Origin of the sequence: Nocardia sp. NPDC056064, from assembly GCF_042266925.1 — a bacterium.
Lineage (GTDB): Bacteria > Actinomycetota > Actinomycetes > Mycobacteriales > Mycobacteriaceae > Nocardia.
This window is the reverse complement of sequence record NZ_JBHJWO010000001.1, coordinates 293377-306931: the sequence shown is the minus strand read 5'-3', so window position 1 is coordinate 306931 and position 13555 is coordinate 293377. Positions and strand designations below refer to the sequence as shown.

Below are 13555 nucleotides of genomic sequence, written 5' to 3'. Positions count from 1 at the left end.
GTACTGATCAGAAGCCCGCCAGGGCGGAGGCGAGGTCGTCGGTGCCGAAGGCGGCGATCGCCTGATCACGCACGTCCGGGCAGTTCTCGGTGGTCACGGTGTCGATGACCTCCCGGTTACGGGTGACCGCGGCATTGACCGCACCGTTGCGCAACGCCCAGTTGTGCACGGTGCCGTTGAACGACACCTTCGCCACCGTGGTGCCCTGCTGCTGCCAGTTGCCGATCTCGGCCCGCATCATGTCGCAGAGCTGCGCGGCTGCCTCGGGACCGATCTGCGGCGACTCGGCCGTGGTGGACACGGTCGGACCCTGCGGGTCGGTGCTGGCTCCGCAGGCGAGCAACGTCGCCCCGGCCAGTGCCGCCAGTCCCGCGGCGACCACCGTGCGTGGCCACCGCTTCGCGTGGTCGGCGTATTGCCGTTCGATCCATGCTTGCTGCGGCATGCCACACCTCCTGAGCTGGTTCGATCCGTCGTCAGGGCGGCTACCCGGTATCGCCCGGGGGAAACCGGTGGTGATCAGGCGGTGAGGTCGACCGGCCGGTCGTGCGGGGCCGGTTCGGCGAGCGCCTGCTCGCGCAGTGTGCCCAGGGTCCGGGAGAGGATCCGCGAGATCTGCATCTGGGACACACCCAGCTCCTCGGCGATCTGGCTCTGGGTCTTGGCTTCGTAGAACCGCATGATCAGCACCTGCCGCTGCTCGGCCGACAGCCCGGCGATGAGCGGGCGTACCGCCATCGCGTCCTCGGTGAGCTGGTAGCAGGGCTCGTCGGCGCCGAGGGTGTCGGTGATCGGCTGGGTGGCGTTGTCGCGGCCGTCATGGGTGATGTCGTCGATGGAGTTGGTCTGGTAGCCGTTCGCGGCGACGAGCGTGCGGGTGACCTCCACCAGGTCGACGTCGAGTTCGTCGGCCAGTTCCTGGGCGGTTGGTACCCGGCCCAGCCGCTGGGACAGCTCTTCGGTGGCTGGCCCGATCCGCAGCTGCAGCTCCTTGAGCCTGCGCGGCACGCGCACAGCCCAGGTCCGGTCCCGGAAATGCCTGCGGACCTCGCCCATGATGGTCGGGATCGCGAAGGACAGGAACGAGGAGCCGCGGGTGACGTCGTAGCGGTCGACCGCCAGCACCAGCCCTACCCGGGCGGTCTGCTCCAGATCGTCGAATTGTTCGCCGCGGCCGGTGAATTTCCGGGCGATATGGTCGGCCAGCGGCAGGCAGCGGCCGATGATCTCGGCGCGGACCTCGTCGTGACCGGGGTCTTCGCGCGGTATCGTCCGCAATTTCTCGAACCACGGCTCGATATTGTCGTAGCTGTCGCCGCGCGAATGGGACCGTCGCGCGGTCGGGTGATCGATGGTGTTCGTTTCCCCTGTCATCGCCGGTGTGCCTCGCTTCCCGGACGGTTGATCGAACTCCTGGGTGTCTTCTTCGGGTACCCGGCGGGCCGTTCGCTAACCTTTTCGCGGATATCGGCTCAGGAAACGGCCGTACCTCGCGAACGCCGGATCCACCCGAATTCCACCGTAGCGGGAAAACCGCCGCAGGCCGAGTCGTAATCTCCGTAGTCGGTGCGCAGGGCGTCGGTCAGGGTCGCCACCACGTGCCAGCCGAAGGCGTCCTCGTCGATCGATCGCGGCGCGCGGGTCACCGTGGTGACGCGGGCACCCAGCACCCCGTCACCGCCGGTGAACGCGCAATCGATCCTGGCTCCCGGCACCGCCGCCAGCACCAGCGCGGTGGTCACCTCGTCCAGTGCCAGCAGCAGGTCGGTGACCTCGTCGAGAGCGAAACCACTCACCAGCAGGATCGTCTCCGCGACCGCGTGTGCCATCGTCAGCTGGTCGAGTTCGGCGGGGACCTGGAATCCGACCGTCGACTGCCGGGGTACGGGCTCGTGCTGTTGGTCGTGCACGCTGCCTGCCTTCCCCGGTCACCGGGACATCCCCGGCGGCCGTCGTCGCTGCTCCCGCTGCGCTTACCCCAGGGGAGAGATGTCAATCGCGCGGGTTCGGACGCGGTGTCGCGGTCCACGCACGGCACGGATGCTACGGCGTGCGGCGTGCCAGGGGCGTGGTTCGGGTCCTAGGGTGGGGTGATGAGCCGTCACGTCCAGATCACGTTCGACGCCCACGATCCCCGCGCCCTGTCCCGCTTCTGGGCGGCGGCGCTCGGGTACGTACACCCGGCCCCACCGGGAGTGGAACTGCCCGAAGGCGCCGATCCCCTGGCCGCCTGGGACGAATTCCTCACCCGTCTCGGAATCCCCGAAGATCAACACAATTCCAATTCCGCGATCGAGGACCCCGACGGGCAGGGACCGCGCGTTTTCTTCCAGCAGGTGCCCGAGGACAAGATCGCGAAGAATCGCGTCCATCTCGATATCCGCGCCGCTCCCGGAGCCACCGGCGCCGACCGGATGGCGGCCCTGGAAACCGAATGCGAACGCCTGGTCGCCCTGGGCGCGACACGGGTCCGCCGATTCGAACCGGCACCGCCGATGAGCGCCGGATTCCTGGTGATGGCCGACCCGGAAGGTAACGAATTCTGCCTGGATTGAGACCGGGAACGTTTCGTCGTCCGCAGTGGATCGACCGGTGCTGTCGGGCTATTTCCCGTCGATCGAGCTGAACGCAACGGTTGACACCGTGTCTGACCATCGCCGACCAGGCGCGATCGCGCCCGGCCGCTCCCCCGAAACCGCTGTCGCCGTGTGCCGATGACAGCGCGGTGTTGCACAGGAGACCATTCACCGCAGCACAGAAACGGCACACGATGGCACCGAATCCCCTGCATCTGGGTGTGGCGCTCGACGGGGCGGGCTGGCACCCGGCCGCCTGGCGCGCCCCGGACTCGCGCCCCACCGAATTGTTCAGCGCCGCCTACTGGACCGACCTGGTCACCACCGCCCAGCGCGGCCTGCTCGACTTCGTCACCATCGAGGACAGCCTGCGTGTCCCCGGTGACGCCCACACGCCCACCGCCGACGCCGTCGACAGGGTGCGGGCACGTCTGGACGCCCACCTGATCGCCGCCCGGCTCGCGCCGGTGACCCGGCACATCGGCCTGATCCCGACGGTGACGACCACCCACACCGAACCGTTCCACGTCGCCACCGCGCTGGCCACGCTCGACTACACCTCGCGGGGCCGGGCGGGCTGGCAGGCCAGGGTGTCGGCCACCGCGGAGGAGGCCGCGCACTTCGGCCGGCGTGAGATCACCGATCCGAGCCCCGCCGAGATCGCCGAGGTGCTCGCCACCGGCACCGTTCCGCCGCGGGCGCGGGAGCTGTTCGGGGAGGCCGCCGACGTGGTCGAGGTGGTGCGGCGGCTGTGGGACAGCTGGGAGGACGACGCGGAGATCCGCGACGTGGCCACCCGGCGGTTCATCGACCGCGACAAGCTGCACTACGTCGATTTCGAGGGCAGTCACTTCTCGGTGCGCGGCCCGTCGATCACCCCGCGGCCGCCGCAGGGCCAGCCCGTCGTGACCGCGCTGGCGCATGCGCCGCTGGTCTACGAATTCGCCGCCGCCGGTGCGGATCTGGTGTTCGTCACACCGACGCGCGCGGACGGGCCCGCGCCGATTCTGGAGCAGATCGCCACCGCGAGCGCGACGCGGACCGGGGAACCGCTGCGTGTCTACGCCGACCTGGTGGTCTTCCTCGACACCGAGGAGAGCACCGGCCGGCAACGCCTGGATCGGCTCGACGAGCTCGCTGGTGCCGAATTCAGCTCCGACGCCGCGGTTTTCGCGGGCAGCGCCGAGGATCTGGCCGACCTGCTCGCCGAGTGGGGCGCGCACGGCGTCGACGGGTTCCGGTTGCGTCCCGGCGTCGCGGTCGACGACCTGCCCGCGATCGCCGACCGTCTGGTTCCCGTCCTGCAGAGTCGCGGGCTGTTCCGCACCGGCTATCCCGACGGCTCCCTGCGCGAGCTGCTCGGCCTGCCCGCCACCGTTCCCAACCGCTACGCGACAGTGTGAGGTCCGTCGATGAGCAATACACCCCGTAAGCAGGTCATCCTGGGCGCCTACCTCGGCGGCGTCAACCACCACACCGCCTGGTGGCATCCCGAGGCGGGCAGCCAGATCGATTTCAGTACCTTCGAGCACACCGCGCGCACCGCCGAACGCGGCAAGTTCGACTTCTTCTTCCTCGCCGAGGGACTCATCCTGCGCGAACGCGCCGGACAGATCTTCGACCAGGACATCATCGGCAGGCCCGACACCTTCGGGGTGCTGGCCGCCATCGCCGCGGTCACCGAGCATCTGGGCCTGGCGGGCACCATCAACGCCACGTTCAACGAGCCCTACGAACTGGCCCGTCAGTTCGCCAGTCTCGATCACCTCTCCGGCGGCCGGGCCGCGTGGAATGTGGTGACCTCCTTCGACGCGTTCACCGGGCAGAACTTCCGTCGCGGCGGGTTCCTCGACCCAGCCGACCGCTATGTGCGGGCCGAGGAGACGTTGAATGCCGTACGGGCCCTGTGGGATTCGTGGAATGCCGAGGACATCGTCGCCGACAAGGAGAGCGGGCGGTTCCTGGCCCGTCCCGAGGCAGGCGAGTTCGCTTTCCGTGGGCAGCAGTTCGACATCGCGGGCCGGTTCACCGTTCCGCGCAGCCCGCAGGGCAGACCGGTGATCCTGCAGGCCGGTGTCTCCCCGCAGGGCCGCGATTTCGCCGCCGCCAACGCCGACGCCATCTTCTCGCCCTACGGCAAGCTCCCCGAGGCGGCCGAGTTCTACCGCGACATCAAGGCGCGCGCGGTGGCGGCGGGCCGCTCGGCCGACGACATCAAGATCCTGCCGTCGGCGAGTTTCGTGCTCGGCGACACCGAGGCGGAGGCGATCGAGAAGTATCACGCGATCCGCGACGAACAGGTCACCGGCCAGACCGCCCTGATCCTGCTCGAGCAGATCTGGAACCGCGACCTGTCCGGCTACGACCCCGAGGGCCCGATCCCCGACATCGAGCCCGATCCCGACGGTCCGCCGATCATCCAGGGTCGCGCCTTCCTGCATCAGGACCGCTTCGCCACCGTGCGCAGGCTGCGCGAGGTGTCCGAGGCGAAGAAGCTGACGCTGCGGGAGACCGTGATAGACCAGTTCGAACGCGGCCCGATCGTCGGCACCCCGGCCCAGGTCGCCGAGAAGATCGATTCCTTCGTCCAGCAGGACGGCTCCGACGGTTTCATCCTCGGCTCCCACCTGGTCCCCACCGGCCTCGACGAATTCGTCGACCGCGTGGTCCCCCTCCTCCAGGACCGCGGCGCCCTGCGCACCGACTACACCGGCACCACCCTCCGCGACAACCTCGACCTCCCCGCAGTCCCCTCCTCCACCGTCCCCGCCTGAACCCCCGCGGTGGGCATCCCCCCGATGCCCACCGCACCCCCTACCTCCACCACCACCGACGGCGGCGCTCCGGTGACAGCGACTCGACGACGATCCCCCCGAGCCGCGCCTCCCGCATACTCACGGGCTGCCCGTCGAGGAAACACCTCTCGCTCTGCGTGACCTCCACACACTCCTCCCGCGCCGACCCGCCGCCGTCCGAACCGTCGAGCGTGTCCGTGAAGTAGGCGATCATCCCGCCGCTGAGGCCGGTATTGAAACCGGTGACCAGCCGGCCGGCCCGATCGGTGGTCCGGCTCCGGCACCGATCACACACCGCCCGGGGATAGCTGGCCTCGTAGACCGCCGGGCACGCACAGTGCGGGCACGGTTGCGTGTACCGCCGCCCAGCCACCGGACCCCGCATCAGAAAGTCGTTGTGGGCCACAATATTACGCCCGGAGTGCGCGGAATTGCGGTGGCGCCGGAAGCTGATGAGGAGGAACTCGGCGTAATCGGCCGTCGCGGCATCGACCCGGCCCCGCCCCGGCAGTTCCGCGATACGCGACAGTCCGGCGTCGTAGGCCGCGATCGCCAGCCGGTGCGCCGGGGAGAGCTCGCGGTCGGGGATGTACCGGTTGACATGCTCGGCGCGGGCCAGGTGCTCGGCGATCACCGTGTCGATGGTGCGCCCGGCCGCCGACAGCAATCCGCTCCCGTAGCCGGCCGTGCTCACCAGGACGTAGCCGTCGAGATCGCCAGAGTCGGTCTCGATCGTGTTCAGGAAGGCGAATCCTCGTCCGTGACGGGCATTCTCGAGGCTCTCGTGTGGGTAGGCGACCAGTGAGTCGGGGTTCTCGGTCAGGTCGCGGGCGATGCGGAGGGCGTCCTCGCAGCTCGACAGGGAGCTCACATCGTGCTGCTTCATGGGCGCCAGCTTATCGAGCCGGAGCGTGCGAGGGGTCAGTCGTGTGGGAGGCGTTGCAGGACGATCAGGGGGGTGCGGTAGTGCTCGCGGACGGTGCCGCCGAGGTGGTCGACCGCGCGGGCGGCTTCGTCGACTTCGAGGGGGGTCCAGTCGCTGAATGTGGTGAACAGGTCGCGGATCTGGGGGGATCGGAGGTCGATCGACCAGCGGAATTCGGCGACGTGGACCGCGTGGAAGTGGCCGGTGTGGGTGAGGGTGCGGGCCCAGGCGGCGGTGTCGGATTCGGTGGGGGCGGGCCGGGGTGGGGGTGGGTCGCGGCGGGCGGTGATGGCGGCGACCCGGCGGCGGAAGGGGGTGGGTGGGATCGTCGGGTCGCCGAAGGTGGTGCGCCACACGGCGAAATGGCCGCCGGGGACCAGGGCGCGGTGCACTCTCGGGAGGACTGTGTCGAGGTCGAACCAGTGCACGGCCGTCGCCGCGACGGCCAGGTCGAACGCCGCAGGCCGTAATGGGGCCGTCTCGGCGGTGGCCACGTGGACGGTGACCGTGGGCAGGCGTTGCCGGAGCCGGTGGGCCAGGGTGGCGCCGGGTTCGACGGCGGTGACCGTCGCGCCCGCGCGTACGAGCGGTTCGGTCGCCAGTCCGGTGCCCGCGCCGAGGTCGACCGCGCGGATGCCGGGGCGCAGGACGCCGAGTTCGCGCAGCCGCGTCCAGAGTTCTGCGGGGTAGGGCGGGCGCGCGCGGTCGTATACCTCGGCGTGCGTGTCGAAATGGCGCGGGCCGGGCATCGGGACCTTCCGGGGTGCCGGCACGGTCACCGGTTGGGGATATCAGGCGGCTTCGTCGACGATCGCGGGCTTCCAGCCCAGTTCGGGGGCGATCAGGGTGGCGGTGTCGTGCAGGATCTGCTCGTAGTCGGCGCGGTCGAATTCGTAGGGCAGTTCCAGGCGCAGCTCGCTGGTGTGGGCCAGCACCGGGTCGGCGTGCAGCTGTTCGAGGATCTCCTCGGCGGTGCCGACCACATCGCGGGCGAACAGCACCCGGCGCTCGCCCTGGGGGCCGAGGGTGCGGTCGTGGCGCTCGGCGGCGTAGGCGCGGTAGCGCTCACGGGTGGCCCGGTCGGCGCTGTCGAACGGCACGATCACCCGGCCGATGGCGACCCGGGCGGGGCGGGACGCGTCGATCCGGCGGCGGTAGTCCTCGATCAGCGAGAGCTGGGCGGTGCCGAAATCGTCACTGGGAGTGCCGTGCAGGATATTGCCGCTGAGCAGGTTCAGCCCGTTGTCCGCGGCCCAGCGCACCGAGCGCACGCTCGCCCCTCCGTACCAGACACGGTCGGCCAGGCCGGGACTGTGCGGTTGCAGCCGGGGACGCTGGACATTGCCCGGCGAGTGGATGACGGTGCCGGCGTCGCCGAGGTAGTCGCCGCGCAGATTCTCGATCAGCCGGGCGACCCGCCCGTAGGACAGGTCGAAATCGCGCCAGTCGCCGTCGAAGACCAGATGCCCGATCAGGTCGGCGTGCGGCGGGACGCCCGCGCTGAATCCGGGCTGCAACCGGCCCCGCGAGAGCACATCGGCCAGCGACAGGTCCTCGGCCAGCCGGAACGGGCTCTCGTAGCCGATCGGGATGACCGCGGTGCCCAGCTCGACGCGGCGGGTGCGCTGGGCCGCGGCGGCCAGGAACACCGCCGCCGACCCGACACCGTGCTCGAGGTGCCGCTGCCGGATCCAGGCCCCGTCGAAGCCGATCCGCTCGCCGAACTCGAACAGCCGCAGCGTGTCCTCCAGCCCGCTGTACGGGTCTTCGTCCAGATAGTTGCCCGGCGTCAGGAACGCCAGACTGCTGATCCGCGGAGTGCTCATGCCCGCCGTGCCCGTACTGCCCGCATCGCCATGACTCGATGGAACCCCAGTCGCGGGCCGACGGCCAGAATTGCGCTCAGCCCGATCGGGAGTCGGCTAGTGTCCGAGCGGATTCGGCTGAAAGGATTCCGGTGTCCCTGTCCCGTCGACGATTGATCACCGCGGCCGCCGCGGGCGGTGCGCTCGCCGCGCTCGGCATGCCCCACGCCCGCGCCGCCGACCCGGTGCTCGGCGCGGGCGACGCCCGCTATCTGCCGCTGACCCTGCGCGGCTACAACCGCCGCTTCCAGGCCCGGCCGGACCGGATCTACGTGCCGGGCACCACCGAGGAGGTCCGCGCGGCGGTCGCCCGCGCGGTCGCGGAGAACTCGACCATCGCCGTGCGCTCGGGCGGACACTGCTTCGACGGCTTCGTCGACAGTGCCGAGACCCGCTCGCTCATCGACCTCGGCGAGCTCACCGCCGTGCACTGGGACGAGCAGCACCGCGCCGTCTCCGTCGGCGCGGGAGCCGATCTGGGCAGCGTCTACGAGGCGCTGTACAGCCGGTGGGGGGTGACGGTGCCGGGTGGTATCTGCCTGGGTGTCGGGATGGGCGGGCACGTCACCGGCGGCGGCTACGGTCCGCTGTCGCGGAAATTCGGGCTGGTCGCCGATCACCTGGCCGGGGTGGAGGTCGTCACCGTCGACGCCGACGGCTCCGCGCGCACGGTGACCGCCATCAAGGACGGACCCGAGCACGACCTGTGGTGGGCCCACACCGGTGGCGGCGGCGGCAATTTCGGTGTGGTGACGCGATTCCTGCTGCGCTCCCCCGATGCCGACGGCACCGATCCCACCCGCGCGCTGCCCACCCCGCCGCGCCGGATGCTCAATGCCCGGCTGATCCTGCCGGTCGCCACCGAGGACTCCTTCGTGCGGTTCCTGAGCAACTATCTCGGCTTCTTCGCCCGGCACAGCGCTCCCGGTGACGAGTTCGCCGGCCTGTACGCACCACTGATGTTCCGGACCACCGGCACCGCCGCGGCCGAGATGCTGATCCTGCTCGACGCCGACAGCCCCGACGCCCGCGCCCGTTTCGACGCGTTCGTGGCGGCGGTGTGCGACGGGGTGGCACCCGGTGCGATCGTTCTGCCGGTCACCGAGCTGCCCTACCAGGACACCGTGCGCCAGGTGTACTACGCGAAGGGCGCGAACTCCACGCGCGTGAAGGTGAAAGCCGCCTACCTGCGCAACCCCTACACCCCCGAACAGCTGCGGATCTTCTACCGCTATCTCACCGATCCGGCCTTCCTCGGTGAATCCCAGCTGGAATTCCTGCCCTTCGGCGGCGCGATCAACGCGGTCGCCGCCGACGCGACGGCCATGCCCGTGCGGGATTCGTTCATGAAGATGCTCATCCACGCCTCGTGGCGGCTGCCCACCGACGACGAGCGCTACCTGCGCTGGGCGCGCGAGATGTATCGCGAGGTGCACGCGGGCACCGGTGGCGTGCCCGTGCCCGGCGCGAACTACGGCGGCAGCTACATCAACTATCCGGACCCCGACCTGGCCGACCCGGCATGGAACACCTCCGGATTACCTTGGCACGCCTTCTATTACGGCGAGAACTATCCGAGGCTGCGGCAGGTCAAGGCGACGTGGGATCCGCGCGACACCTTCCGCCACCAGCTCTCCATCGGCACCTGACGACGCTCAGGTGAGTGCGAGCACGCGGCACGGTCCGCCGGTGCCGCCCGCGTGTTTGGGCGCGCCGACCACGACGGTCGCGCCGCTGGGCGGCACCGAGCCTAGGGCGGCCAGCATCTCCACGCCGTAGCAGCCCGCGCCGAGCAGGGCGGTGTGGGCGCCGTAGTCGGGGTCGGCGCCGCAGTCGAGGCTGAGGGTGTCGACGCCCGCGCCGACGATGCCGCACTGGGTCACCAGGTATTCGGCGGCCTCACCGGAGAATCCGGGGGCGTGCGGGCGGCCCTGGCCGTCGAGGTTGAGGAAGGTCGCCGGGTCGGTGAGGCGATGCTCCCAGCCGGAATACAGGGCGACGAAGGCGCGCTCGGGGATCTCGCCGTGGGCCGCGCGCCAGCGGTCGATGTCGGCGACGGTGGCCACCGCGTCGGCGTCGTCCGCGGCTCTGGCGCTGATGTCGAGGACGACCAGCGGGGCCACCAGGTCGGCGGCGGCCAGCGCCTCGGTGGTGGCGGCGCCCGGAATCCGGTGTGCCGGGGCGTCGAGGTGGGTGCCGGTGTGCTCCCAGTAGCCCAGCGCCAGCTGACCGAAGCCGCCGGAGGCGTGCCAGGCCACGGGGACCATGGTGATCGGCGGATTACCCGGCCAGACCGGGAGTCGCGGTGTCAGGGTGTGGGTCAGGTCGACGACACCGCCGGTGCGGGGTGTGGCCGCGGCGGGCGCGGGCACCACCGCGGCGGCCGCGGCCAGCCCCGCCAGCCCGAGCAGGGCACGGCGGTTCGGGCGCGGCGCGGCCTCGCGGACGTGACGGACGATCTCCGGGGCGCACATCGGCTCAAGATAGCCGAGCCGGCCGCTGTTCAGTCCTCGTTCTGCAGCACGCGGCGCAGCCGTTCGGTGTCGGCGGCCGTCCAGCCCGGGGGTTCCAGGATCGCGGCCCAGGCGTCGGCGATCGCGGCGTGGAAGGTGTGGCCGTGACCGTCGGGGACATCGGTGGAGACGGCCATGTCGGCCGAGAGCTGCAGGAAGGTCACCACCGGAATCCAGCGGGTGCCCGCGAGTACGTCGGGCCCGCGCGGTTCGCGCAGCCAGTCGGGTTCCTGGAACAACAGCTGCGGTGTCCACCAGGTGATCGGGTCGGAGGCATGCTGCAGGTAGACCACCCGCGGGGCGGGCCACGGCCGGGCCGGGCGGGCCAGATCGGCTGCGCCCGCGGCGAATCGGACCGTCTGGCCGTCACGGTAGATCGGCAGCCACTGCGGGGAGCCGGGGTCGCGGCGGGCGGTGGCGTCGCGCCACACCGGGTTGGTGGCGGTGGGGCCGACGAACAGGACGCCGTCGGTCCGCGCGGCCATGTCCTGGATTCCGGAGAAGGCGGCCTCGCCCCCGAAGGAGCCGAGACTCTCCCCGAAGACGACCAGCTTCGGGCGCCGGTCCGGCGGGAGGGTGTCCCACTCGGCGTGCACCGCCTCGAACAGGGCCTGGCCCGCCTGCCCGGCCCGTTCCTGGTCGACCAGGAACGACAGCCAGCTCGGCAGATACGAGTACTGCATGCTCACCAGCGCGCTGTCGCCGTTGGCGAGGTATTCGATGCCCGAGGCGGTCGATTCGTTGATCCACCCGGTGCCGGTGGTGGTCGCCACGCCGAGCACGGACCGTTCGAAGGCGCCGGTGCGCCGCAGTTCGGCGACCGCGAGATCGGCTTCGGCCCGGACGTTCTCGGCCGAGGCCAGACCGGTGTAGACGCGGATCGGTTCGCGGGCGGGCTTGCCGCTGAAGGCGGTGAGTTCGGCCCCGGTCGGTCCGTTGGCGACGAAGATACGGCCCTGCCTGCCCAGCGATTCCCAGCTCACCAGCGAGCCCGGACCCCCGGACCGGTCGCGGGACTCCGGTTGCGGGGTGTCCTCGGAGATCTCCTCGTTCACGGCCTTGAAGGTGTTGTTGAGCGCCGCCATGGCGACCTCGGCGACCACGCCGTTCAGCAGCGCGATGGCGAGCGCGACGACCGCGATGCCGCCCAGCAGCGCGGCCACCCGCGGCGGCAACACCCGCGACAGCACCGTGTCGAGTCCTCGTGCCGCCGCCCGGCCCACGCGTGCCACCACCAGCAGCACCAGGAAGACGACGGCGGCGATGGCCGCCAGGATCGGATAGGCGTGCCAGGGCAGATCGGACACGCCCATGAGCGTGCGCAGTTCGTTCTGCCATCCCGCATACCAGAAGAGCACGCCCACGGTGGCGGCGCAGGCGAGAATGCCCAGCCCCCAGCGCACGATTCGCGGCGGGCCGGGGAGCGGGCGTTGCAGCAGCCAGCCGATCAGCGCGGCCACGGCGACCCCCAGTCCGTAACCGACCGCCGCCGCGGCACCGGAGACCAGGCCCTGGAACAGCGGTCCGCGTGGCAGCAGCGAGGGTGTCAGCGACAGCCAGACCAGCAGTACCGCACCCACCGCCCCGCCGAAACCGGCACCACTACCCCGGGCCGCGACAGCGCGCGCCGCGTGGTGTTCGCGGGCCGAATCGTCCTCGGCGCTCCCGGTTGTCATGAGCCGCAGCCGTTTTCCCGCACGGCGGGCACGGTGGCGAAGCCTGGCGAATCCGATCGTCTCGATATTCTTGCGGCGCGGCGCATTTCTGCACTATACGGCCATGAAACACGGGATATTCGGATTCGCGGCGTTCGGGATTTCCGCGTCGTACCCAGCTGTCATCGACGCTTCGCGGCCCCCGGAGCCGAACAGTTCCGCCGGGCCTAGCAGCAGTTCGGGTCCAGCACCGCGCACAGCGCGGCGAGCGCGTCACGGCGCGCCCGATGCACGGTGTTCATCCCCCGCCGCTCGGAACTCACCAGCCCCGCCTTGCGGAGCTGCCCGAGGTGATGCGACACCGTGGATTCCGCCAGCCCGACCGCGGCGGCCAGCTCCCCACCGTTGCGCTCGCCACCGGGGGTGGTCAGCAGCAGCGAGATCAGCTTCACCCGCACGGGATCGGCGATCGCCTTGAGCCGCAGCGCCACCGCCAGGGCGGCGTCGTCGTCCACCGGTTCCGCCGCCACCGGCGCGCAACAGACCGGCGCGGACATGTCGATCACGGGAAGCGCCTTGGGCATGGCAGCCACCCTACGCGCGGTATTGACATATGTCGAAAAGGTGGCGCAGACTCGAGCCGCAAGTTCTTCGACATATGTCTCACAAGTGGAGGTTCGATCATGTCCCGCATCCAGCTCGCCCTCAATGTCGACGACCTCGACACCGCCGTGCAGTTCTACTCGACCCTGTTCACCACCGAACCGGCCAAGCGCAAGCCCGGCTACGCCAACTTCGCCATCACCGAACCCCCGCTGAAGCTCGTACTGATCGAGAACACCGGGCAGGGCGGATCGATCAACCATCTCGGGGTCGAGGTGGACTCCTCCGAGCAGGTCCACGGCGAGATCGCCCGACTGTCGGAGGCGGGCCTGTTCACCGAGGAGCAGATCGCGACCACGTGCTGCTTCGCGACCCAGGACAAGGTGTGGGTGACCGGGCCCGGTGGCGAGCGGTGGGAGGTCTACACCGTGCTGGCCGACAGCGAAACCTTCGGCACCGCACCCGAACTCCCACGCGCCGCGACCGAATCGGCCGGTGTGTGCTGCGGCTCCACCGCCGAAGCGGACGCGGAGAACGCGTGCTGCGGGACCGAGGCCAAGGCAAAGGCGGTGGCCTCCGGCGCACGCTGCTGCGTCTGAGCGAACCCCGCCCGTCGGCGAGTT

Annotated in this window: 14 protein-coding genes; 5 read left to right on the top strand and 9 right to left on the bottom strand. The window is 70.5% G+C overall.

All coding sequences use genetic code 11. The features are described 5' to 3' along the window. Window positions 1-7: 7 nt before the first annotated feature. The 3 genes from ACFC06_RS01500 to ACFC06_RS01490 all read right to left on the bottom strand — a co-directional run bounded on the left by ACFC06_RS01500 (window position 8) and on the right by ACFC06_RS01490 (window position 1910). Window positions 8-445, bottom strand: coding sequence for a hypothetical protein (locus tag ACFC06_RS01500; RefSeq protein WP_375926499.1), 438 nt, complete (start codon window positions 443-445; stop codon window positions 8-10). A gap of 74 nt (window positions 446-519) precedes the next feature. Further along, the gene (locus tag ACFC06_RS01495; RefSeq protein WP_375926496.1) at window positions 520-1374 is read right to left on the bottom strand and encodes an RNA polymerase sigma factor SigF; all 855 of its coding nucleotides are present in this window, start codon (window positions 1372-1374) and stop codon (window positions 520-522) included. A 98-nt stretch (window positions 1375-1472) separates the two neighbouring features. Further along, window positions 1473-1910, bottom strand: a complete 438-nt coding sequence (locus ACFC06_RS01490) for an anti-sigma factor (RefSeq protein ID WP_375926494.1) — start codon at window positions 1908-1910, stop codon at window positions 1473-1475. A 183-nt stretch (window positions 1911-2093) separates the two neighbouring features. Between ACFC06_RS01490 and ACFC06_RS01485 the strand changes: the two genes are divergently transcribed. The 3 genes from ACFC06_RS01485 (at window position 2094) to ACFC06_RS01475 (ending at window position 5350) form a co-directional block, all read left to right on the top strand. Then, complete coding sequence (locus ACFC06_RS01485) at window positions 2094-2555, top strand: VOC family protein (protein ID WP_375926491.1); 462 nt, start codon at window positions 2094-2096, stop codon at window positions 2553-2555. 215 nt (window positions 2556-2770) lie between these two features. Then, window positions 2771-3979, top strand: a complete 1209-nt coding sequence (locus ACFC06_RS01480; RefSeq protein ID WP_375926488.1) for an LLM class flavin-dependent oxidoreductase — start codon at window positions 2771-2773, stop codon at window positions 3977-3979. Window positions 3980-3988: 9 nt separating this feature from the next. After that, window positions 3989-5350 (top strand): NtaA/DmoA family FMN-dependent monooxygenase, encoded by a 1362-nt coding sequence (locus tag ACFC06_RS01475; protein WP_375926486.1) that lies wholly within the window; start codon window positions 3989-3991, stop codon window positions 5348-5350. 40 nt (window positions 5351-5390) lie between these two features. Here ACFC06_RS01475 and ACFC06_RS01470 read toward each other — a convergent pair whose 3' ends face one another. From ACFC06_RS01470 to ACFC06_RS01460, 3 genes are read right to left on the bottom strand one after another with little or no spacing between them, the layout of a single operon-like run. Then, complete coding sequence (locus ACFC06_RS01470) at window positions 5391-6257, bottom strand: hypothetical protein (RefSeq protein WP_375926483.1); 867 nt, start codon at window positions 6255-6257, stop codon at window positions 5391-5393. Between the two features lie 35 nt (window positions 6258-6292). Continuing rightward, window positions 6293-7075, bottom strand: a complete 783-nt coding sequence (locus ACFC06_RS01465; protein ID WP_375926480.1) for a class I SAM-dependent methyltransferase — start codon at window positions 7073-7075, stop codon at window positions 6293-6295. Between the two features lie 12 nt (window positions 7076-7087). Beyond that, window positions 7088-8122, bottom strand: coding sequence for an LLM class flavin-dependent oxidoreductase (locus ACFC06_RS01460; protein ID WP_375926477.1), 1035 nt, complete (start codon window positions 8120-8122; stop codon window positions 7088-7090). 131 nt (window positions 8123-8253) lie between these two features. On the opposite strand from ACFC06_RS01460, the gene ACFC06_RS01455 reads away from it, so the two are divergent. Further along, on the top strand, window positions 8254-9810 hold the full coding sequence (locus ACFC06_RS01455; protein WP_375926474.1) for an FAD-binding oxidoreductase: 1557 nt from the start codon (window positions 8254-8256) through the stop codon (window positions 9808-9810). A 6-nt stretch (window positions 9811-9816) separates the two neighbouring features. Here the strand turns inward: ACFC06_RS01455 and ACFC06_RS01450 are convergent, their stop codons facing one another. The 3 genes from ACFC06_RS01450 to ACFC06_RS01440 form a co-directional block, all read right to left on the bottom strand. Beyond that, window positions 9817-10635: a cyclase family protein gene (locus ACFC06_RS01450; RefSeq protein WP_375926471.1), complete on the bottom strand. Its 819-nt coding sequence runs from the start codon at window positions 10633-10635 to the stop codon at window positions 9817-9819. A gap of 29 nt (window positions 10636-10664) precedes the next feature. Next, window positions 10665-12350: an alpha/beta hydrolase gene (locus ACFC06_RS01445; RefSeq protein WP_375926469.1), complete on the bottom strand. Its 1686-nt coding sequence runs from the start codon at window positions 12348-12350 to the stop codon at window positions 10665-10667. 206 nt (window positions 12351-12556) lie between these two features. Continuing rightward, window positions 12557-12913, bottom strand: a complete 357-nt coding sequence (locus tag ACFC06_RS01440) for an Rv2640c family ArsR-like transcriptional regulator (protein ID WP_375926466.1) — start codon at window positions 12911-12913, stop codon at window positions 12557-12559. Between the two features lie 99 nt (window positions 12914-13012). Between ACFC06_RS01440 and ACFC06_RS01435 the strand changes: the two genes are divergently transcribed. Continuing rightward, on the top strand, window positions 13013-13531 hold the full coding sequence (locus ACFC06_RS01435) for an ArsI/CadI family heavy metal resistance metalloenzyme (RefSeq protein ID WP_375926463.1): 519 nt from the start codon (window positions 13013-13015) through the stop codon (window positions 13529-13531). The last annotated feature ends 24 nt before the right edge of the window (window positions 13532-13555 follow it).